At 35.6% G+C, this 23,299-nt stretch carries 19 protein-coding genes and 1 pseudogene; 19 read left to right on the top strand and 1 reads right to left on the bottom strand.

Annotated elements, in window-relative coordinates:
- The first annotated feature begins 2 nt into the window (after positions 1 to 2).
- The 5 genes from AN964_RS13750 to argH all read left to right on the top strand — a co-directional run bounded on the left by AN964_RS13750 (position 3) and on the right by argH (position 8,135).
- Complete coding sequence (locus AN964_RS13750) at positions 3 to 1,082, top strand: carbamoyl phosphate synthase small subunit (RefSeq protein ID WP_055740225.1); 1,080 nt, start codon at positions 3 to 5, stop codon at positions 1,080 to 1,082.
- Positions 1,069 to 4,254, top strand: coding sequence for a carbamoyl-phosphate synthase (glutamine-hydrolyzing) large subunit (carB, locus tag AN964_RS13745; RefSeq protein ID WP_055740224.1), 3,186 nt, complete (start codon positions 1,069 to 1,071; stop codon positions 4,252 to 4,254). Before AN964_RS13750 ends, carB begins: the two co-directional genes overlap by 14 nt.
- 192 nt (positions 4,255 to 4,446) lie before the next feature.
- On the top strand, positions 4,447 to 5,418 hold the full coding sequence (gene argF, locus AN964_RS13740; protein WP_055740223.1) for an ornithine carbamoyltransferase: 972 nt from the start codon (positions 4,447 to 4,449) through the stop codon (positions 5,416 to 5,418).
- An 81-nt stretch (positions 5,419 to 5,499) separates the two neighbouring features.
- On the top strand, positions 5,500 to 6,714 hold the full coding sequence (locus tag AN964_RS13735; RefSeq protein WP_055740222.1) for an argininosuccinate synthase: 1,215 nt from the start codon (positions 5,500 to 5,502) through the stop codon (positions 6,712 to 6,714).
- Between the two features lie 38 nt (positions 6,715 to 6,752).
- Positions 6,753 to 8,135, top strand: a complete 1,383-nt coding sequence (gene argH / locus AN964_RS13730) for an argininosuccinate lyase (RefSeq protein WP_055740221.1) — start codon at positions 6,753 to 6,755, stop codon at positions 8,133 to 8,135.
- Positions 8,136 to 8,176: 41 nt separating this feature from the next.
- On the opposite strand, the gene AN964_RS13725 is transcribed toward argH, so the two are convergent.
- Positions 8,177 to 9,139 carry an FUSC family protein gene (locus AN964_RS13725; protein ID WP_055740220.1) on the bottom strand — a complete coding sequence of 321 codons (963 nt, stop codon included), beginning with the start codon at positions 9,137 to 9,139 and terminating at the stop codon, positions 8,177 to 8,179.
- Positions 9,140 to 9,300: 161 nt separating this feature from the next.
- On the opposite strand from AN964_RS13725, the gene pssA reads away from it, so the two are divergent.
- The 14 genes and pseudogenes from pssA to AN964_RS13650 all read left to right on the top strand — a co-directional run bounded on the left by pssA (position 9,301) and on the right by AN964_RS13650 (position 23,148).
- Positions 9,301 to 9,792: a CDP-diacylglycerol--serine O-phosphatidyltransferase gene (gene pssA, locus AN964_RS13720; RefSeq protein WP_055740219.1), complete on the top strand. Its 492-nt coding sequence runs from the start codon at positions 9,301 to 9,303 to the stop codon at positions 9,790 to 9,792.
- Between the two features lie 95 nt (positions 9,793 to 9,887).
- The gene (locus AN964_RS13715; RefSeq protein ID WP_083489352.1) at positions 9,888 to 10,841 is read left to right on the top strand and encodes a 2-hydroxyacid dehydrogenase family protein; all 954 of its coding nucleotides are present in this window, start codon (positions 9,888 to 9,890) and stop codon (positions 10,839 to 10,841) included.
- Between the two features lie 361 nt (positions 10,842 to 11,202).
- Positions 11,203 to 12,087 (top strand): YitT family protein, encoded by an 885-nt coding sequence (locus AN964_RS13710; RefSeq protein WP_055740217.1) that lies wholly within the window; start codon positions 11,203 to 11,205, stop codon positions 12,085 to 12,087.
- A 168-nt stretch (positions 12,088 to 12,255) separates the two neighbouring features.
- Entirely contained in the window at positions 12,256 to 12,948 is a 693-nt protein-coding gene (locus tag AN964_RS13705) for an ABC transporter ATP-binding protein (protein WP_055740216.1), read from the top strand.
- Between the two features lie 408 nt (positions 12,949 to 13,356).
- Positions 13,357 to 14,124, top strand: a complete 768-nt coding sequence (locus AN964_RS13700) for a hypothetical protein (RefSeq protein WP_055740215.1) — start codon at positions 13,357 to 13,359, stop codon at positions 14,122 to 14,124.
- 196 nt (positions 14,125 to 14,320) lie between these two features.
- Positions 14,321 to 16,720, top strand: a complete 2,400-nt coding sequence (locus tag AN964_RS13695) for an excinuclease ABC subunit UvrA (protein WP_055740214.1) — start codon at positions 14,321 to 14,323, stop codon at positions 16,718 to 16,720.
- Positions 16,717 to 17,706, top strand: a complete 990-nt coding sequence (locus AN964_RS13690) for a serine hydrolase domain-containing protein (protein ID WP_055740213.1) — start codon at positions 16,717 to 16,719, stop codon at positions 17,704 to 17,706. Before AN964_RS13695 ends, AN964_RS13690 begins: the two co-directional genes overlap by 4 nt.
- 74 nt (positions 17,707 to 17,780) lie before the next feature.
- The gene (locus AN964_RS13685) at positions 17,781 to 18,245 is read left to right on the top strand and encodes a DUF3995 domain-containing protein (RefSeq protein ID WP_055740212.1); all 465 of its coding nucleotides are present in this window, start codon (positions 17,781 to 17,783) and stop codon (positions 18,243 to 18,245) included.
- Positions 18,246 to 18,269: 24 nt separating this feature from the next.
- Positions 18,270 to 18,977, top strand: a pseudogene (uppS, locus tag AN964_RS13680) (undecaprenyl pyrophosphate synthase); the annotation flags it as partial.
- Between the two features lie 144 nt (positions 18,978 to 19,121).
- Positions 19,122 to 19,772 (top strand): type A chloramphenicol O-acetyltransferase, encoded by a 651-nt coding sequence (gene catA / locus AN964_RS13675; protein WP_055740211.1) that lies wholly within the window; start codon positions 19,122 to 19,124, stop codon positions 19,770 to 19,772.
- Positions 19,773 to 19,901: 129 nt separating this feature from the next.
- A complete protein-coding gene (locus AN964_RS13670; protein WP_055740210.1) occupies positions 19,902 to 20,132 on the top strand; it encodes a hypothetical protein in 231 nt (76 codons plus the stop codon).
- Positions 20,133 to 20,821: 689 nt separating this feature from the next.
- Complete coding sequence (locus tag AN964_RS13660) at positions 20,822 to 21,658, top strand: DUF2935 domain-containing protein (protein ID WP_235950553.1); 837 nt, start codon at positions 20,822 to 20,824, stop codon at positions 21,656 to 21,658.
- A gap of 257 nt (positions 21,659 to 21,915) precedes the next feature.
- On the top strand, positions 21,916 to 22,182 hold the full coding sequence (locus AN964_RS13655; protein WP_055740207.1) for a CD3324 family protein: 267 nt from the start codon (positions 21,916 to 21,918) through the stop codon (positions 22,180 to 22,182).
- A 318-nt stretch (positions 22,183 to 22,500) separates the two neighbouring features.
- Positions 22,501 to 23,148: a FusB/FusC family EF-G-binding protein gene (locus AN964_RS13650; RefSeq protein WP_055740206.1), complete on the top strand. Its 648-nt coding sequence runs from the start codon at positions 22,501 to 22,503 to the stop codon at positions 23,146 to 23,148.
- The last annotated feature ends 151 nt before the right edge of the window (positions 23,149 to 23,299 follow it).

Here is a 23,299-nt window from a genome sequence, read left to right as displayed (position 1 = left end):
GATTGGAAAACGGATATCTCATCTTAGAAACGGGTGAAATTTTCCCCGGTCTTTTATATGGTCAAACAACCGAAAACACTATTGGTGAAGTGGTGTTTAATACGAGTATGACAGGCTATCAAGAAATTATGACGGATCCTTCCTATGCAGGGCAGATCATCGTTTTTTGTTATCCGTTAATCGGTAATTACGGAATGAACCCATTCGATCATGAAAGTAATGATTATTATGCAAAGGGAATTGTAACAAATGAAATTTCGCAAACGCCAAATCACTTTAAATCTAACAGTTCAGTTGGAGAAATATTAGAGAAGAAGGATCTCCCGTTTTTAACAGGAGTCGATACAAGGGCACTCGTGAAAACGATTCGCAACCGCGGTACGGTTAAAGGGATTATTTCAAAAGATAAAAACGTTTCTTTCCCAAATGTATCGGACCCTTTTTATATAAAAAAAGTATCTACGAAGACTGTAATTACCTATGAAAACGATGGACCGCATATTGTTCTAATGGATTTCGGTTGCAAAAAGTCCATATTGACCTATTTGTTAAAGCGAAACTGTAAAGTGACGGTTGTACCATATCATTATACTTTGGAACAAATAGATAAAATGTATCCAGATGGAGTTGTATTAAGCAATGGTCCGGGGAATCCAATGGCAATGAAAAAATGGCTGCCGGATATTAAAAAAATTAGTGCTGCTTACCCCACCCTCGGCATTTGCTTAGGGCATCAATTAATTGCATTAGCATATGGTTCCCAAACAAAAAAACTGCCATACGGACATCGTGGAGCTAATCATCCGGTAAAGGAGCTTGAGACCGGAAAAGTAATGATGACCTCCCAAAATCATGGATATGTTGTGGTGGATGAAACAATAAATGGTGATCTATTCAGTATCACATACCGTCATGTGAACGATGGAACCGTGGAAGGTCTTTCACATAGGACATTACCAATCTATACGGTCCAATTTCATCCTGAGGCTCATCCGGGACCGCAGGATACAGAATTTATTTTTGATCAATTTATCCGAATTTTAAATGGAACAACGGGAGTTTTGTCATATGCCATTCAATAAAGAAATAAAGAAAGTGTTGGTTATTGGTTCAGGTCCCATCGTCATTGGGCAAGCGGCAGAGTTTGATTATGCGGGGACTCAAGCCTGTCTGGCTTTAAAGGAAGAGGGGATTGAGGTCGTTTTATTAAATAGTAATCCAGCTACCATTATGACAGATGAAACGATTGCGGATCGAATCTATATTGAGCCAATGACCATTGAAACGATTGAAGAAATCATAAAAAAGGAAAAACCGCAAGGAATAATCGGAACATTAGGAGGGCAAACAGGCTTAAATCTGACGGTCCAGCTCTATGAAAAACACATTCTTGAAAAATATCAAGTGAAGCTGTTAGGAACACCGGTGGATTCGATTCGTAAGGCTGAGGATCGCGACCAATTTAAACGTTTAATGGAAGAGATTAAAGAGCCCATTCCACAATCTAAAATCATTCACACGATGGATGAAGGAATGGAATTTGCAAAAGTATCTGGTTATCCACTTATTATCCGTCCCGCTTACACTCTCGGCGGTGCAGGCGGCGGTTTTGCAGCGAACGATCTGGAACTGGAAAAGGTTCTTCACAAAGGGTTAAAAGTGAGCCCAATCCATCAAGTACTGATTGAAAAAAGTATCAAAGGCTGGAAAGAGGTCGAATATGAAGTCATACGAGATGCAAATGATACGTGCATCATCGTGTGTAATATGGAAAATCTCGATCCTGTCGGTGTTCATACAGGAGATTCAATTGTCGTTGCACCGTCACAAACATTATCTGACGAGCAGTACCAAATTCTTCGCAATGCATCCTTAAAAATCATTCGAGCACTAGGAATCATTGGGGGATGTAATATTCAATTTGCATTAGATCCTAGTTCAAACGGGTACTATGTCATTGAAGTGAATCCGCGTGTCAGCAGATCTTCTGCATTAGCGTCCAAAGCTACAGGCTATCCGATTGCCAGAATCGCAACGAAGTGTGCTGTTGGCTATCAATTAGATGAAATCCTTAACCCGGTAACAGGCAATACGTATGCTGCTTTTGAACCGGCACTAGATTATGTGGTCATGAAATTGCCACGTTTTCCTTTTGATAAGTTTCCGGAAGGAGATCGTAAGCTCGGAACGCAAATGAAGGCTACTGGTGAAACGATGGCTATTGACAGAACATTTGAAGGAGCATTAAATAAAGGGTTGCGCTCTTTGGAAATGAAACTGTCTGGTCTTACACATTCGATGATGGAAGGGGCTTCTTCTGAGAAATTAACTAAACATATGGAAGAAGCAACAGATTTAAGGCTGTTTGCTATTGCGGAAAGCTTTCGAAATGGGATGAGTCTTGATGAAATTTATCAGATTACTCAAATTGACCAGTGGTTTTTAAAGAAATTGCAGGGAATGATTCAATTCGAGATGGAGCTGCAGGAATTTTCGATTGACACTATTTCTTTTACTCTATTAAAAAAAGCTAAACAAATGAATATTAGTGATATTCATTTAGCTAAACTATTGAAGTGTAAAGAGAAGGAAGTTCGAGCAAAGAGAAATAATTGGAATTTGAAACCAATTTATAAGCAAGTTGATACATGTGCAGCCGAATTTGAAGCCGTAACCCCTTATTATTATTCAACATGGAATGGCTTTGATGAAGTGGAGACTACCTATCGAAAGAAGGCCATTATCATAGGGTCTGGACCAATTCGAATCGGTCAAGGAATTGAGTTTGATTATGCCTCTGTTCATGCTGTGAACGCTTTGAAAAAGCTCGGATATGAAACAATTGTCATAAACAATAATCCAGAAACAGTAAGTACTGATTTTTCAGTAGCGGACCGTTTATACTTTGAACCTATCACGGTGGAAGATATTCTTTCGATAATTGAAAAAGAAAAGCCAGAGGGAGTATTTATTCAATTTGGCGGTCAAACCGCAATAAATTTAGCAAATGATTTAGCGGATGTTGGGGTAAAACTGTTTGGAACAAGTATAGAAAAAATAGATTTGTTAGAGGATCGGAAGCTATTTTATCAGTTATTAACAAAATTAAATATTCCACATATTAAAGGGGAAATGGCTTCAAGTAAAATAATGGTTTTGGAAGCTGCGGAAAAGTTAGGATTTCCTGTACTAGTTCGCCCATCCTATGTTATTGGCGGACAGTATATGCGAATTATCTATAAAAAGGAAGAATTAGAGTCGTATATTCAAGCTCTTGGTCATTTAGATGAAAGGGCATGGCCATTAATGGTAGATCCGTATATTCCAGGCTTAGAATGTGAGCTTGATTGCATTAGTGATGGAAAAGAAGTCTTTGTCCCGGGAATTTTTGAGCATATTGAGAAGGCTGGTGTCCATTCAGGCGACAGTATTGCCGTATACCCTCCGCAGACTCTTACAGATACACAGATTAATAGTTTAGTAGAGTACGCAAGGAGAATTTGCTGTGAAGCTGGTATCGTTGGGTCAGCAAATATTCAATATGTCATTCACCAAGATGAAATATATGTACTGGAAGTGAACCCAAGAGCATCGCGAACGGTGCCAATCCTTAGCAAAGTAACTGGAATTCCAATGGTAGAATATTCAATCCGAGTCCAATTAGGTCAGTCCCTTCAATTTACCGGTCTTACAGATGAACCATCTCTTGTTGCGGTTAAATTACCTGCTTTTTCATCCAATAAGTTAAAGGATGTGGATCCTGTAGTCGGACCTGAAATGAAGTCAACAGGTGAAGTGCTTGGGATAGGAAGTACGTTTGAAGAAGCTTTTCAAAAAGTAATGAATAAGCCTTTGGCAAGCAATGCATTTTTATTTTGTTCCATTGCAGAAAGGGAAAAAAATAACATGTTTCCATTATTAAAACAGCTATATGATCAAGGGATTAATATTATTGCTACTCCCGGTACTGCGAAATTTTTACAATATAACGGATTGACGGTTACGCAAACATCCAAAGATCTTGCAGATTTGGTTACGGTTCTGAAGGATAATCCTGTTGAGGCAGCCGTTATTATCCCGACTGTTGGTGGAAATAAGGATAAAGCAGGATTTCATATGAGAGAGCTGTCTACTCTTTACGACATTCCATTGTTTACTTCGGTTGATACTTTCGCAGCCTATATATCTTTATTAAAAAATAAAAACATACAGGTCAAAGCATTAAATGACTATAGTCGACTTTTAGTACGATGAATAATGGAGGCTGTTTTCGTATAGGTTGTTGCTTTTCGCAAATGACTATAATTCCTAATAAGGACTTAGTTTCGTGGCATCTTTTCTTATAAAGGTTATTTATTCATGACCTATTTAATGATGTATATAGGGACTCAGTCTTTAAAAGCAACAAACTTTAAGAAAAGAGCCTTGATGAAAGGGAGATGTAAAATGTCTAATTTAGCTGTCCATTTAAATGAAGACGATAAAAATGGTTTTAAAGGAAAGGATTTTCTAACATTAGGGGAATTATCGAGTGATGAAATTCATGCATTATTGCAAGAAGCAATGGAATTAAAAAAAATGGCCAAAGCCGGTAAGAACATTCCGTATTTAAAAGGGAAAGTGTTGGGGATGATATTTGAAAAATCTTCGACTAGAACAAGAGTGTCCTTTGAGGTTGGGATGCTCCAATTAGGAGGAGAGGCTATCTTTTTAAGCTCGAAAGATATCCAATTAGGAAGAGGAGAAACCATACACGATACGGCGAAGGTTCTGTCAAGATACGTGGATGCTCTTATGATCCGAACTTACGGACATGAGGTGGTGGAGGAATTTGCAAAGTATTCTTCTGTCCCAGTTATAAATGGCTTAACCGATTTGCATCATCCAACTCAAGTGTTAGCAGACCTATTAACGATTTATGAAAAGAAAGGAAAGCTATCCGGATTAAAAATGTGTTATGTCGGGGATGGAAATAATAATATGTGTCATTCCTTAATGGAAGGCGCATTGAAGGTAGGGATGAACCTTTCCATTGCATGCCCTAAAGGTTATGAACCCAATAAAAAAGTCTTTCAAAAGGCGGTATCAGATGCAAAGACAAACGGATTGTCACTAAAAATAAGTGATAATATTGCAGAAATGATGAAAGACGCCGACGTGGTTGTAACAGATGTATGGACCAGTATGGGGCAGGAAAACGAGGTATCCGAAAGAATGACGGTATTTTCTCCTTATCAAGTAAATGAAGAGAATTGTAAACTGGCGAAAAAGGATTTTATCTTTTTGCACTGCTTACCCGCACACCGCGGTGAAGAGGTATCTGCAAGCATAATAAATGGTCCGCATTCAGTTGTTTTTGATGAGGCAGAAAATCGTCTGCATGCACAAAAAGCTATTTTAAAACTGTTATTATTGTAAAAAATTTTTTTAGATTCGTTGCATAAAAATCCACAATATTATATATTTATACATGTTATAGATTGTAAGGGAGAGATAAAGATGAGCAAAGAGAAAATTGTTTTAGCCTATTCAGGCGGATTAGATACATCTGTCTCCATAAAATGGCTGCAAGAAAAATATAACTATGATGTTATTGCTCTAGGTATCGATGTTGGGGAAGGAAAAGATTTAGAAGCTATTCGTCAAAAGGCATTAAATGTGGGAGCAATAAAAGCAATCATGGTTGACGCGAAGGAATTGCTTGCAAAAGAATATATTTTACCGGCACTAAAGGCAAATGCTCTTTACGAAGGAAAATATCCATTATCATCTGCACTTAGCCGTCCATTAATCTCTAAACTACTTGTTGAAGTTGCAGAACAGGAAGGAGCGATAGCCGTCGCGCATGGATGTACTGGAAAGGGAAATGATCAAGTTCGTTTTGAGGTTTCCATTCAAGCGCTTAATCCGTCGCTAAAGGTGGTAGCACCTGTTCGGGAATGGGGAATGACTCGTGATGAGGAAATTGCTTATGCGGAAGAAAAAGGCATTCCTATCCCTATTGATCTGGATAATCCATTTTCGATAGATGCAAACATTTGGGGGAGAGCCTGTGAAGCTGGTGTTTTAGAAAATCCATGGAATGAGGCACCGGAGGAAGCTTTCGCATGGACTAATCCCATTGAACAAACACCGGATGAACCGGAATACTTGGAAATCTCGTTTGTGAATGGGGAACCAGTCGCACTGAATGATCAAAAAATGGATCTTGTCAGTTTAATAGAACATTTGAATGTTAAAGCTGGCAAACATGGTATTGGAAGAATCGATCATATTGAAAATCGTCTTGTTGGAATTAAATCACGTGAAGTGTATGAAAATCCGGCAGCATTAGTATTAATTAATGCTCATAAGGAATTAGAATTTTTAACATTGCCACGTGAAGTGACACAGTTTAAACCAATGATAGATCAGCATTTTTCCAAAATTCTTTATGAGGGATTATGGTACTCTCCAATTAAACCCGCATTAGATGCTTTTGTGAATGAAACACAAAAAGTTGTAAGTGGTAAAGTTCGTGTAAAGCTTCATAAGGGTAATCATGTCGTCGTTGGCCGCGAATCTGCACATAGTTTGTATAATGAAGAACTGGCAACTTATTCTAAAGGAGATTTATTTGATCATAACGCAGCTGTAGGATTTATTAAACTATGGGGGTTACCTACAAAAGTGTATGCAGATGTTCATTCAAAAGATACGATCCTAAAGGGATAATTAGTATAGTGAATCACAAAATACCTAGGAGGATCATGATGAAAAAACTATGGGGCGGACGTTTTACAAAAGAAACAAATAAACTAGTGGATGAATTTACCTCGTCGATCCATTTCGATCAAAGATTAGCTTTGGAGGATATTGAAGGTAGCCTTGCACATGTGCAAATGCTCGGAGAATGCGGAATTATTCCTGCCGAAGATGCTGATGCCATTATTATAGGACTAGAGAAAATAGAAAAGAAAATTATCGAAGGCAAAGTCGAATTTGCAGTTGAGCATGAAGATATTCATATGAATATTGAAAAAATGTTACACGATGAGATCGGCCCAGTGGCAGGCAAGCTTCATACAGGGAGAAGTCGAAATGATCAAGTGGCAACAGATATGCATTTATATCTTAGAAGGAAAACAACGGAAATCATTAAGCTGGTAGAAGAAGTACAAAAAGCGATTGTGAGGCAAGCGGAAGAAAATGTGGATACACTTATGCCAGGGTATACACATTTGCAGAGAGCGCAGCCCATTCTATTTGCTCATCACCTCTTAGCCTATTTTTGGATGTTGGAAAGGGATAAAGAAAGATTAGAGGACAGTCTAAAACGCATCAATTGGCTGCCACTTGGAGCGGGTGCTTTGGCAGGAACCACTTTCCCTATTAATCGAGAACGTACTGCTGAACTCCTGCATTTTGACAAAATGTATCCGAATAGTTTAGATGCTGTTAGTGACCGTGATTTTATATTGGAATTTATATCGATTGGATCCATCTTAATGACACATATTTCAAGACTCTCTGAAGAAATTATTCTCTGGTCAAGCCAAGAATTTCAATTTATTGAGCTCGATGATTCCTTTTGTACTGGATCAAGTATTATGCCGCAAAAGAAAAATCCGGATGTTCCGGAACTCTTGCGCGGGAAAACAGGTAGGGTTTATGGCAATTTAATTGGACTATTGACCGTACTTAAGGGCCTACCGCTTGCGTATAACAAGGATATGCAAGAAGATAAGGAAGGAATGTTCGATACAGTTGAAACATTGGAGGGCTCTTTAAGCTTGTTAGCACCAATGATCGATTCAATGACGGTAAACCAAGATAAAATGTATGCTGCAGTTTCGCAGGACTTTTCGAATGCCACAGATATCGCCGACTATTTAGTAACAAAAGGACTTCCTTTTCGTCAGGCACATGAGCTTATCGGAAAAATCGTTTTATTTGCCATCGAACATCAGAAATTTTTATTAGATGTAACGTTGGAAGAATATAAGTCATTTAGTCCATTATTTGGTGATGATATTTATGCCGTATTACAGCCGAAACATGTTGTGGATGCAAGAAATAGTTATGGAGGAACAGGTAAACAGCAAGTTCTTATTCAGCTTCAATTAGCTTATGATAATCTTAATCATAAGGAGTAATATTCAACATAAAAAAGTGTTCATTTGAAATGAGCACTTTTTTATTTGCCTCTATTAATGTTTTGTAAAAATCTGTTTGCTTCCATTTCAAGAATCCGATGGTAAATAGAAGAATGTTTATTATAATTAAGTTGATTCTCGGATCGCCAATTTTTTAAAGCATCAGCTAAATGTAAAAAGTTTGCTGCCCAATATTGAGCCTCTTCTTTTGATATTGTTTCCTGTTTATGCCACTGTAGAATATTTTCATAAAACTGTTCAATAATGTTGTATTCCTTCCTTAAAATAGCTAGATTTTCTTTGATTATTTCAAGTTCTCTTTTACTTTTTCTCTTAAATGGGTTATAACGTAAACTATTTTCGGCTTTGTTCACACTTTGAAAAGCATCCTGAAGTTTATTCCATACAATACCATTCATTTCCTCTCGAAAAAAAGTGTTGTCAGATGCTCCATTTTCTATCCAGACAGCAAGCCCTTCCAACTTTTTGATGAGCAGGTACTTCACAGTTTGAAAAGATTCATTGGCAATAGAAGTAAAGTTTGGCGGCAATATTAATGCGTGAATAAGGATTGCTACAATAATACCAATAATTGTATCGGATACACGATACATTCCATATCCATGTAATTTTGGAGTAAATACTAGAATTAAAACGGTTGATAAGGCTATTTGATGAATCGACGTGATATTTGCTCCAAATAAAATGGATACTGCTGTACAAATTAGCAAAATGAATGTAATACTCCAACCATTCAAAGGCAATTCTGCAGAAAAGATAATGGTAAATGCCACTCCAAAGATGGTTCCAATCATCCGAGATAGAGAGAAACGAACGGATTTAAGAATAGTTGCCTGCAGACATAAAATAACGGAAAGTGTCGATAAATAAGGATATTTCGAACCTGTCCAATCCGAGATTTGCCAAGCTATTCCGGAACCCAAAGACATTTTAAGGATGAATAGGATTTTTTCAGATGATAGTAATTTATTTTTTTTCTCCAAAATAATAACCCCTTATTAATATTTCCTGCTCTTTTATTGTTACTTAAATCATTCAAATTTATTTTGCTGCTGAAGGTTGAGTGGGAGACTTTATGAATACATTGCTGAACTTCATAGAACAATAATAGTAAGTAGCTCTTTGGAGGAAAGGTGGTACCGTTTTGTTTCAACTTTTATCAAGATCACTTCCCAATCTATTTACTTTAGGAAATTTAATTTGTGGAGTTAGTGCGATTACCTTAAATAATGAAGGATTCATAAGAGAAGCGGCATTAGTTATATTTTTGGCTGCGCTTTTTGATTTCTTTGATGGAAGAGTGGCACGCAAACTCAAGGTGAACAGTGAATTCGGTGTTGAACTTGATTCCCTTGCAGATGTGGTTAGCTTCGGTGTTGCACCTGCACTTATTTTTCACACGATTACACCTCATTCCATTTTTGCACAACTTGCCTTTATCCTATTTCCAACTTTAGGAGCGTTAAGACTTGCTCGATTCAGTGCGAAGCCTACTGTTGGTCATTTTATTGGTATCCCCATCACATTGGCTGGATTAATTGTGGCAGGAATGGAAGTTTTTTTATATACCAATACATGGATTGTATTAATACTAGCGATTCTCATGATCAGCCCCATCAAAGTGAAAAAGTTTTAGTGCCAATTGATTGATAAGGAATTGTGAAAACGATACTATTATAGTAAATAATACCGAATACTTTGCGGTTTTTTAATGAGAAAAGGATGAGAAGCATGGGGAAAATATACATATCAGGGGAAATTCCGAAAATTGGTTATGAATTATTAAAAGAGCATGAGGTTGAAATTTACAGAGGTAAAGAACTCATTACTGAAGAAGAGTTAGGAGAAAAGATTGTCGATGCAGATGCACTGCTTTGCCCGTTATCTACTCCTGTTACAAGAAATGTCCTTGAAAAAGCAAAGAACTTAAAAATTATTGCAAACTTTGGGGCAGGATTTAATAATATTGATGTTTCGTATGCAAAAGAAAACAATATTGTGGTGACAAATGCTCCTGGGGTTTCGACTGAGGCTACAGCAGAATTAACAATGGGCATTATTTTAGCAGTTACTCGACGAATACCAGAAGGAGATCAGCTTTGCAGAACCGTTGGGTTTAATGGTTGGGCGCCGCTTTTCTTTCTGGGAAGGGAATTAACACATAAGACTTTAGGAATTATCGGTCTTGGAAGTATTGGACAAGCTGTTGCAAAAAGAGCAAAAGCTTTTGGAATGCACATCATTTATACATCACCAAGACGCAAAAGCCGTGAAATAGAAGAAGCATGCGATGCTACCTATGTTTCCTTAGATGAACTCCTTCATCAATCAGACATTGTTTCAATCCATGCTCCATATAATGCATCTACACATCACCTAATTACATTAAAACAGTTGGAAAACATGAAAAAGAATGCGTTTCTTGTAAATGTTTCACGCGGAGCTGTTGTGAAAGAAAGTGATCTTGTTGCCGCTTTGCAAAATAATATGATTGCAGGTGCAGCACTTGACGTTTTTGAATTTGAACCGTCTATTACCGAGGAATTAAAGCAAATGCAGAATGTAGTTCTAACTCCGCATATCGGTAATGCAACAATTGAAGCGCGAAATGCAATGGCTGAATTAACCGCAAAAAATATTATTCAAGTATTAAATGGTGAAAAACCACTGACCCCAGTGAATTAAGGGGGACCGCGGGGAAGAGCTTGATGAAGGACAGTAACCGGGAAAAAATAAGACGAATTGTCCATCATAAGCATGATGAAGGACAATATCCGAGAAAAAATAAAGCGAATTGTCCATCATATGCCCGATGAAGGACAGTAACCGAGAAAAAATAAAGCGAACTGTCCATCATAAGATAGTTTTGTTAAATAATGGGTGGAAATTGTCGTCTTATACTTGCCAACAATAAATCAGTAATAAAAATAGGTTAAATAAAGATAACAATTATAAAGGTTCCTTTTCGATTTGGAAAGGTCTTTTTTTATGTTTTTGGATTTTTTTTGCTATAATTAAATTAACATTAATAGAGGGAGAAAAGGAAATGACAAGTAGTGACATAGTAAAATATCAGCATCGCAGATTAAAAAAGAGAAAAATACTGCAAAGAGGTATTGCCATCTTACTTGGGGGCATTATCGCTGCCATAGGATTAGAAATTTTCTTAGTTCCGAATAGTGTTATTGATGGCGGGATAACCGGTATTTCTATTATGCTGGCACATTTAACTGGAATCCCACTAGGGGTATTTATTTTTATTTTGAATCTCCCTTTTATTTTTATTGGACGTAAGCAAATTGGTAAAACATTCGCATTTTCTACATTGTTTGGTATCGCAGCATTGTCCTTTTTTACTGCATTATTCACCCCGGTTCCGGCTTTTACACAAGATATTTTATTAGCGACCATTTTTGGCGGGATTGTTATTGGTATCGGAGTTGGGATCGTTATACGATTTGGCGGAGCGATGGATGGCACCGAAATTCTCGCTATTCTTATTAATAAAAAGTTTCCATTCTCGGTTGGAGAAATAATCATGTTCATTAACGTGTTTATTTTAGCAATTGCAGGTTTTGTCTTTAATTGGAATCGAGCGATGTATTCCATTATTGCTTACATTATTGCGACAAAAACCATTGATGTGGTTGTACAAGGTCTTGATCAATCTAAATCGGTTTGGATTATTAGCGATAATTACAAGGAAATCGGCGACGCTATTCTCGCGCGATTAGGCCGCGGTGTTACCTATTTGAAAGGGGAAGGCGCATTTACAGAAGATGAAAAACAAGTGATTTTCTGTATTATTAACCGTTTAGAAGAAGCCAAATTAAAAACGATTGTAGAGGAATTAGATGACAAAGCATTTTTAGCGTTCGGTGATATTGCCGAAGTCCGAGGGGGAAACTTTAAAAAGAAGGACATTCATTAAAGAGTTATACTTATCTAATAATCATCAACTAGCTTTACTCTTAGATAGAGTAGAGCTTTTTTTAATGAAAAATTTACCATAAGTATCTTTGTAACATATTTACATTAATAGAACAGTATGTAATATTATGAATATATAGAAAAAAGTTTTAGATGAAAGGGGTTTATTATGTCATTAAAAATTGAATGTTTGGATGTTGGAAAGTCATATGCAGGTGATGGTGTTACCACAAATGCAGTTCAGCATATTAATTTATCCTTTTCAAAGGGAGAGTTTACCTCAATTGTCGGTCCTTCTGGATCTGGGAAATCAACATTATTGAGTTTGATAGGAACACTTGATTCACCGACATCCGGAAAGATTTTATATGACGGAGAAGAAATCGTAAAGAAAAACAAAAAAGCAATTTCTGACTTTCGTTTTGAACATATTGGCTTTATCTTTCAGCAATTTCACCTCCTGCCTACTTTAACGGCACTCGAAAATGTCCTCTCACCATTGTTTGCCAGAAAAGTTCCCTACAATAAAATAGAACGTGCAAAAGAAGTTTTAGAACAAGTTGGCCTTTCTGATAAAGAAAATTCTTTACCATCACAGCTTTCGGGTGGTCAACAACAGCGTATAGCTATAGCTCGCGCAATCGTTCACAAACCAGACTGGCTACTTGCCGATGAACCAACCGGAAATCTCGATACGGAAACAGGGGAACGAATTTTTGACTTAATACAAGAACTTAATCAACAGGAAGGCTGCGGAGTATTTTTTGTTACACATGATCCAAAGCTTGCTGTCAAAGCAAATCGAATGATTACGATGAAGGACGGGATGGTTTTATCAGATAAAAAAGGAGAGTTTGCTTGATAGAGAAACATCATAATGTAACTCATAAAAATTTGTATTTTCTATGTACATTTGAAGTACAATATTGTTTATTATTTTTATAGAATGTTATAATTGCGTTGAGAACAAAGAAATAAAAGAAATCTAGAAAATATTGATGAACAATTGCAAGTAAATATTATATTTACATAGTATTTATACGGTGGTGAATTAAATGAATTACGGAATGTATGCAATTCTGGTATTTTTTTTGGCAGCCTTGATTGCAACTTCATATATGTTCAGTAAAATGATGAAAGAATAGCAACGGTATCCGCCGTTGTTTTTTTTTGCTTTTTTCATTTATGCAAGAAATAGCAAGGAGTTTATTGAAAAAGTTAGGGATGGAATTCTATATGATAAACCCATTATAAGAAGGAGTATAGAGTAATGAACATTCCCGAAACATTTAAAAATAAAATTGCGGGTGCTTTCGGAGAAGAGGGCATAAAATGGTTAGAAACAATTGCTTCGAGAGTTCAAATATGTGTGGAAAAATGGAATTTAAAGATAGATGCTCCAGTTACAAACCTTTCCTATAATTACGTTTTAAATGCAATAGATTTATATGGTAATCCTGTGATTCTTAAACTCGGTATCCCGGGATCTGATTTCCAAAATGAAATTAGAGCGCTGCAAGCATATAATGGTATTGGCTGTGCCCGCTTGATAAAAGCAGATGCAAGCCGCGGTGCAATTCTTCAAATGCGACTTATACCCGGAAAAATGCTATACGTAGAAGATGAGATTTCTTCTATTAAACATTTTATACAGGTATGGAAATCTATTAGGTGTCCGCTGCAACTATTATCGGGTCTTTCTTCGGAGATCGATACATACCCAGATGAAAATAAAGCCGTAATCAGGAGAATATCCAAATACATCATACATTTTGATGAACAAGAGGAGTTATTTTTAACCCCTTCGTATTTTGTCTGGCCGCATTTATTTGTAAAACGTGATAAACCAATTGGGATTAATTATTCCGTAATGGAAAATCAGCTTGAAGCAGCTAAGCCAATGTCTCCTGAGGACCTCATTAAATTTTTACGAGCAATGGGGGATTTCACTAGACTGCAAATTGTAAAATATTTAGCTGAGAAATCTCGTTCTACTAGAGAGTTAGCTGGATTGAGGGGGCAATTTCCAAACATTTAAAACAACTTAGGGATGCAGGGTTAATAACGACAAAACCTGATAGCTATTATGTTTTCTATCAATTATTGGAACAACCTTTTGAAGAATTTCCAAACAATTTAATGCAATTTATTAGATAAAATTAAAGGAAAAAGGAATGTCTTAATAGAATGAAAAGATTATTGATGACCCATTTTTAATAATATTGGAGAGTTTTATGTCAGAATATATTGAAATTAAAGGCGCATACTTGCATAATTTAAAAAATGTTGATATCAGGATTCCAAAAGGAAAATTGACAGTGGTTACAGGAGTCTCTGGAAGCGGAAAGTCTAGCCTTGTATTCGATACCTTATACGAAGAAGGGAAGAGGAGATATCTGCTTTTCTCGGGAACCCAATTTATGGTTGATTCGGTCTCCGCTTTTGAAAGCATTACCGGACTTTCTCCGACCGTGGCGGTGGAACAGCGTGTCATTCGCCAATCGAATCCAAGGAGTACGGTAGGTACTAGGACGAAAATTAGCAATTTGCTGGCGATACTTTTTGCTTCTTATGGTACCAGGGACCCAAACCATGATGATGGATTACCTCTTTCAATGGAATTTTTTCAGAAAAATTCTGCTAAAGGCATGTGTGTTAAGTGTTTAGGAAGCGGCCAGTTCTATCATATAGATGAAGATGAAATATTAAAGCTAGATATGCAAATCAAGAATATATTTAATGGATTTTTGATGAAGCATAGGCATCATCGTAATAATTTCAAAAAGTTTTGTCAGCTCCACAATGTTGATATAAATAATACGATTGGTTCTTTAAATGAAGAGGAACTGTTTTTGTTTAAATATGGCTGCCGGAAAAGTGGATTTGTTGGTGCCGTTGTTTTTTTTCATGAAATGCAAAAACATTTTGTCAGTAAGAACATGAGAAATAATACATTAAAAAAGGAACATGACTTATTTGGAATCAAATTAGCACCGAGAAGTTGTCCAAAATGTTTAGGAACTGGTCTTGGTGAACAGGCAGTTTATACTACTATAGATGGCAAAACTATTTCTGAATTAGAAAATATGTATGTTGATGAATTAGTGAATTTCTTAGAAGCACAGAAGATAACAATTGCTGGAAAGAATTTAGTGGAGGAAATCCTTATAAAGCTAAGATGTATGGTGGATGTGGGATTACATCATCTGGCACTATCCCGTCAAGTCCCAACCTTATCAGGTGGAGAAATACAACGCCTTTTTCTTGCTTCCTACATCATTGCTGACATGGATTCTATCATTTTTATTTTTGATGAACCGACTATTGGACTTCATGAAACGGAAAAAGGAATGCTGATAAAAATCATCCGAAATCTTGTCCATCGCGGAAATACAGTAGTTGCAGTTGAACACGATGATAATTTCATGAGAGCGGCTGATTATATCATTGATATAGGACCTGATGCCGGAATGTATGGTGGGGAGCGAATCTTTCAAGGGAGTTTCGAGGAGTTCTTGGCATGTAAGAAATCTAGAACTTCACCATTCTTAATAGGGAAGAAAATATTAAATAGGAAACAAGAATTTAAACAAATAAATCATGAAAAAATCCTGACAATAAAGCATGCTAATTTGCATAATTTGCGTGATATCACTGTAGATATTCCTCTTGGATTAATGGTGGGGATTGCAGGAGTTTCCGGAAGCGGAAAGTCTAGCTTAATCCATGGCACACTGGTGCCAAAACTAAAGCAACAACTGAAAACGAAAGTAATATACGAAGAAGATGACGTCTTAGAAGTCGATAACCATGTGTCCATCGAAGGATATGAACAAATTAAGAAATGCATTGTAGTAGATCAAAAGCCTATTGGAAGAAGTAAAGCATCATGTCCTGCTACCTATACTGGTATTACAGACCGAGTTCGGATGTTACTGGCTAGAACTCCGGAAGCACAGGAAAAAGGATATACTTCCGGATTATTTTCCGTTAATTCAGAAGGCGGCTGCCGAACCTGTAAAGGGGAAGGGGTTAAATCTTTTCATGTCGGATATGGTAATTTTATTGATTTAGAGTGTGAAACTTGCAATGGAACGGGTTATATCGATGAAGCATTAGAAGTCAAATTGAATGGTAAAAACATCAAAGACATTATGGATATGAATGTGGTGGAAGCTATTTATTTTTTTGATAATGAGGCTTTGCCATTTTATGATAAAAGCTTATCCGAAATTTTAAAAACATTGGATCGTGTTGGGATGGGCTATATTACCCTTGGACAAAAGACGCCCACTATTTCTGGCGGAGAGGGACAAAGGATTAAGCTTGCAAAGGAACTTTCCAAACAAAAAGGAAAAGACAATGTCTATATTCTTGATGAGCCTACCACTGGTCTTGCTTTTGCAGATATGGAACGTCTAATACAGCTTATGCAGCAGCTTGTAGATTCAGGCAATACGGTTATTGTTACAGAGCATGATCCTGCTATATTAGCAAATTGTGATTATATTATTGAAATGGGTCCAGGCGGGGGAAGTAATGGTGGAAACGTAGTAGCGAAAGGGACACCATTGGAGTTAAGCAAAAATTCCCAATCTATTATCGGGAAATATTTAAAGCAGGTGCAGATATGAAATTTGAATGGCAGTTTTCTACTCCAGAGGCGGAAGGGATGGATATTAATGTTCTCCAGGAGCTGGATGGATATTTAAAACAACATAAATATCGGCTAGTAAATAGTGTGCTAGTGGTGAAAAATGGGAAAATTGTCGTTGAAAAATATTATAATCAATTCCACGAATTCAGTAGAAACCCAATTAAATCGATTTGGAAGAGTATTCTTGCGATTGCAGCGGGGATTTGTTTAGACAAAGGCTTAATTCAAAGCTTAGATGAACCGATTGGTACACATTTAAAAGAATTTGCGGAAGATAGACATCCTTTTCATAAAATAATTACAATCCGTCATTTGCTCACCATGTCATCAGGCATTTATTGGAATGGAGGAGTTCATTATCATACTCCTATGATGCAACAAATGATGCGAACCAATGACTGGATCAATCATATAGCAGATATAGAAATGGATAGTGTTCCTGGAAGAACGTTTCATTATAAAGAATGGGACGTGATGCTCTTGTCTGCCATTATCGGAAAGGTATACGGCGGAACCTCATATGACCTTGTTCAAGAGTTTTTATATAAGCCTCTTGAAATAATAAGTGATGAATGGCCACAAAGCCCGTGTGGTTTTTCATATACTGTAATGAAGGGAGAAGAAAAGTCGGATTTATCCGCTAGAGATTTAGCAAAAATAGGCCTACTAATGCTTGGTGAGGGAACTTTTAATGGACATCGGATTATCTCTTCTGATTTTACAAAACAAATAATCAACCCATCTTTTGAAAATAATTCTCAAGGTTCTCTAGCTAATAATCAGTTTTATGGATACCTTTGGTGGCTTACTTCAGATGGGTACCATGGTAGAGGATTTGGAGGACAAGAACTAAATATAGTTCCGGAGAGCAATTATATATCCGTTGTCCAGGCTACTCCGAGTACTTCAAGTAAAGCGTATGGGGATATCAATGAAAATATATTGATGAAGGCAATTTTGTAAATTACTTTTCAAAAAAGAAAGCTTATTTTGAGTTTCACTTTCCGTTATATGAAGTAACTTAGGGAGTGATAAGGGTGAGGAAAAGCAAAAATTTTTATGCTATTGCTGGAGCCTTTTGGTGTTTCCTGTTCGCCCTCATTAGTTTTTATTGGGCAAGCGGGGGAATGGCAGGAGTGAAAACATTAGGAGGAGTCATTTATCAAAAAGCTTTCGAAAGAGAAAACTCATTCATTGCCATTGTCTGGATTACGGGCTTTATCAAGCTTATTGGAGGATTATTTTTACTATTACTTCTAAAGAAATGGTCAAAAATATTAAAAATTATATTATTTACCATATCTTTAGTGGGAGGAATTTTCTTATTTTTATATGGCTTGGCGAATTTTGTAACCATTTTACTTTCTGTAATCGGTTATATATCACTTCAAATTGAAAATTATGCTGCAAAGTGGAGACTCTTTTTTTGGGAACCATTTTGGATGTTAGGCGGGGTTTTATTTATTCTTTCGGCGTTAAAGTTTAACAGAGAGAATAAATAAAAGACTGAAGTTAAGGAGGATAAGCAGAGCTTGAATACAATTATACCAACACATATAGCGATAATGATGGATGGAAACGGAAGGTGGGGATTACAGCGGGGACTAACGAGAAGTCAAGGTCATTTTGCGGGTGCACAGGCAATGGAAGAAATGATAGATGCATCCTTAGAATTAGGAGTGAAAGTATTAACTTTATATGTCTTCTCAACGGAAAACTGGAAAAGACCAAGTGAAGAGGTTCAATATTTAATGGATCTTCCAGCACAATACTTAGGCCAAAAGTTGCCTGAGTTTAAAATGAAAAATATAAGAATATGTATTTCTGGTGATTTGGATAGGTTGCCTCGACATACCCAATGTGCTTTTAAAAAGGCAGTTCATGAAACTTCAAGTAATAATCAGCTAATTGTTAATTTTGCTCTAAATTATGGAGGCAGATATGAAATATTATCCGCAGTCAAATCTTTAATTAGAGATATAAAAGACTCTAAAGTAGAAATAGAAGAAATAAATGATGATCTAATCAATAATTATCTCTATACCAAAGAGCTTCCAGACCCGGATATTATCATCCGGACAGGTGGAGAAAAAAGGCTAAGTAATTTTTTGCTATGGCAGTCTTCAAAATCGGAATTTTGGTTTAGCGATTTATATTTTCCGGACTTTACTAAAGAAATGCTATTAAGAGCGATTAACGATGTAAATCAAAGAAAATTGGAAGTTAAAAGCTGAATAAGGGAATATTTAAAGAAGAGATAGGTCAATAATAAACTGTGTTTCTAATATTGTGTTAGCTTAAGAAAGGGTGATGTAAATGGTGAAGACAGATAAATTATCCTCCTAAAATCATAAATTAATTTTAGGAGGATAATAAAAATGAAATTTCATCCAATTGATAGAGAAAACTGGGATAGAAAGATCTATTTTGAACATTATTTACATCAAAAGTGCAACTATAGCATCTCAACAAATATAGATATCACAATGTTATTAGAGCAGCTGCGAAATAAAGGGTTAAAACTATATCCTGCCTTTATTTATATGGTAAGCAAAACAGTCAATTCTTACAAAGAATTTCGAACTTGTTTTAACGAAGATGGTGTTTTGGGTTATTGGGATCAAATGGTTCCTAGTTATACCATTTTCCATCAGGATAACAAAACATTCTCAAGCATTTGGACTGACTTCAACGACGAATTTCCTACTTTTTATAATAATTATCAAATAGATTTGGAATGTTATGGTGATTTAAAAGGACTTGATACAAAGGAGAATATCTCAGAGAATACATTCCATATTTCAAGTATTCCTTGGATAAGTTTTACGGGATTCAATTTAAATGTTCATCATGATAATGATTATTTACTTCCCATTATCACGGGAGGAAAATACTTCTATCAGAAAGACAAAATATGGTTACCAGTTTCTCTGCAATTGCATCATGCTGTTTGTGATGGATACCATGCTGGTTTATTTTTTATGGAGCTGCAGCAATTATCCTATCAAAGCAAAGAATGGCTTTCTTAAGCTAACAAAGACCCATGAAGATAGGTTATTCCTAATTGTAGGAATAACCTTAAATTGTAAAATACTACAAGGTAACGTTCATTGACTATAATAGTTTAATATAACTTATTAAAAATGGAGGTGCAATCAGTGGTAAATAAGTATAAAATTGCTTCAAATTTATTCTTTACTCTTTCGGTATTATTGATTGTCATTATGTTATTAAAAAGTTATATTGAATATCAGAATTTTGTTAAACATCCTGAATGGTCAGCACCTTTTTCGACTCATTTATTAGTATTGGTTGTTACTTACTTATTCCCCATCATTATTGCATTAATATTAGCGTATATTTTTAAATATAAGGTAAATAAAAAGTAATTGATAATGTATTGAGAGTGCGCTATTTAAAAAAATTAAACTCTGTTTCTCTGACTACTTGTTAACTACCTTTCTAAAATGCTCTCCATACGCCTCTGATTCCTAAACTTCTCATAAAAATATTGAAATAAATACATGACTACCGATTTTATTAAAAAGAGAAAGGATAATCTAAATTTCGAAAGTCTCACTAAGGAGACATATCCAATTTTTTTTAAACAAGGAATCATAAGATAGGTAAAAAAAGCATCGATGAGTAAATTTGTTTTGAAATATAAAGCAAATTTTCCATAAGTATATTTTAAAATCCAAATGGAACCGACTAAAAATGGACCAAATATTAATGGGAATTCCCCAACTATATTAGGTTTAATTCCAATTGGAAACCACCACCATTTTTTCTTTTGGGCTATCATTCCTTCTACAATGAGATAAAAGCACATAAATAATGACCCAGGAAGAAATCTTTTAAACGTTTTTGACCCAATAAATGGGACTGACAGCCAAGGTATGATCGTCATTAAAAAAATATACTTATAAGTGTTTTTCATCTTTTTACATCCCTTTATTCCGATTAGATAGTTTTATTTTTCCTATTTTCATACAAGTTATGTGAGAATGTTTTTTCTCAATCATTTCTTGCCCTAAGCCTTCGTAAATATATACAAGGCAAAGGAGGAGATATGAAATTGGCAAAAAAGTTGATATCCGAATGGGAGGAGCATTTTTTTTGGTTAGAGGTTTTGCAGGATCATGCTTTTTTTGTGAGAGATCATCTATCTGTAAGTGAAGTTGAATATGTTCAAACGGCACAACAGTATATTCAACTATTTGGAAATTTGCTTGGAATGTTAGAAAATATTCCTAAAACACGTAACACTGCGGATGAATTAATGATTGAGTTTTCGCAGCAATCTTGGCAAGTATCTAGAGGATATTTTGAATTTGAAGGAAGGCTTCAATCACTCAGAATCGATAATAAGGTTAATTTAAATTTATCCCCAACCTATTTAAACGGAACATTGGCAGAGAATCAGGAATACTTACGCATTTTAAGCTATTTAGTCCAGGGAGTGAAGCCTGAACCACTTTCTTTAGTAAATCTTATGGATTTATGGTTAGAAGATCAATTAGGGCATGCTGTTTTATGTAGAAATTTACTCGATCCAATCGAGGTTTTCCAATCAAAGCAAATAGACGGTTTTATAAATAAATATCAAGTTTTCATTGTTCAAAATCAACACTTAAAAGGTTATTTAAGATTTAAAGAACCAGGTTTTGAACGGCAGCAGGAATTTGCACATGAGGTTGGGTTAACAACCTTGGAAATGAGTCGATATATATACAATATGGTAACAAAGTATAAAGAAAATAAGCTTTTAAATAAAACTACTTTACGATTTTTAGAACATCATTTTCCGGAAACATGTTATTTTATTAAAAAGTTAAGCTACTATGATCCAAGTATACGAGAACCTGCAAGTCAATGTTCACTAAGAAGACCGACGTATTTATCGAGCAGATGATGATACTTGAGAAAAAAGGTGAAAAACAATGCAATTAAGATGGAATATAAGTATAATAATGATGAAATCAAAATAAGTGGTAACAAAGGAGGTATATAAATGGCAAATACAATCTTGTTGCCTAATACTTCAGCTACTCATGCAAAGCCTATAATGGAAAAGGCGATTCTTTGCATGGGGCAAAACAAATAATTATCGCCATTTTTATAAAGGCTTTGCACCTTATTTGCTACAAAATAAATAAGGGGCTGGCTAAATTGAAATATGTAAAGGCAAGCACGGTTTTACCGGAGAAGCTTATTATGGAAATTCAAAAATATGTGCAGGGAGAAACCATATATATCCCAACAACGGATTCTACCCGAAAAAAATGGGGGACTAAATCCGGCGGGAGAAAATTCATCGATAAGCGGAATGATGAGATTAAAGATGCATTTTGTAATGGAATGTCTGTTCAAGATTTGGCAGATGAATATTTTCTCTCTGTTGAAACCATTAAAAAAATCGTTTATTCAAAGCGCTGATATCTTCAGTGCTTTTTTAAGAGATAAGAAAGTATAAGTTTTTTGTGACAAATATTATTTAACAAGTATAGACCCTGTCTAGCTCCAGCGCCTATCGGCTAGCGGATTTCTCCGTCTCCTCCCTACGATAAGTCAACATCAGCTCGTGAACTACCTCACTGTGTTTCCTTTATCTCAGTCGAAGACTACGAAATCCGTACGCCGATGATCAAGGCGCTTGCGCTTTTCTTATGTGTATTTTTTTTATAATCGTTTTCTACCTATTAATAATCCTCCTCATCATTTAAATTAGAAAGCAGTAGATAGGGAGGAATTAAAATGGAAGCATTTATTCGTGTTGATCAGTTCCAATTCATTAAAGTTCAAACGCAAATTCTTATAAATGGGCATGCAAGCGTTAATGACAGAAATGTATTAAACGCATTAAAATCATTAGCTAGTGACAAAGTGTTTAACCTGTTTACCAATTTAGATGATGAACAAAAACGATTATTAGAACCAATTAAAGAAATAGAGGACACAGCACAAGGTGATGATTTTATAAGAAAAATAAAGCCCTATGTTATTCCTTTTAAAAAGATAACAGAACAATCATTGAAAAAACTATTCCCTAAAGCAAAAAAATTAAAACTTCCGTCTTTAGTTGACATTGACTTACAAGAATTGAGTTATTTGGGGTGGGATGATAAGGGGACAAATAAAAAATATTTGATTGTTCCTCAACAAAATAAACTTATTGGCTTTTCTGGGACATTTACTCCTATAACCAAAAAAGGTGTTTGTATGCTTTGCAATCATCACTCGGAGGTCGGATTATTCATGTCGGAGAAAAAAGGCAAGATCCAAGGAACGTTTGTGAGAAGAGGGAACTATATTTGTCAAGATAGTTTGAAATGCAATGAGAACTTAATTTCTCTTTCGAAATTGGAGGATTTTATTAAGCTTCTAAATGGCAAAGAATCTTAATATAAGTAAGGGATTCCTGTTAATCGGGAATCCTTTTTTTGTTTTATAAAAAAATTCTTGTTTATTGTCGAAAGAAAATAGGTAAAAAGACGTAAAATAATGAAATAACATGAAAGATAATGAATTATTTCATTGACAATGTTGAACTATA

The sequence above is a fragment of the Heyndrickxia shackletonii genome, assembly GCF_001420715.1.
GTDB classification, from domain to species: Bacteria; Bacillota; Bacilli; order Bacillales; family Bacillaceae_C; genus Margalitia; species Margalitia shackletonii.
This window is presented reverse-complemented; position numbering and strand designations above follow the sequence as displayed.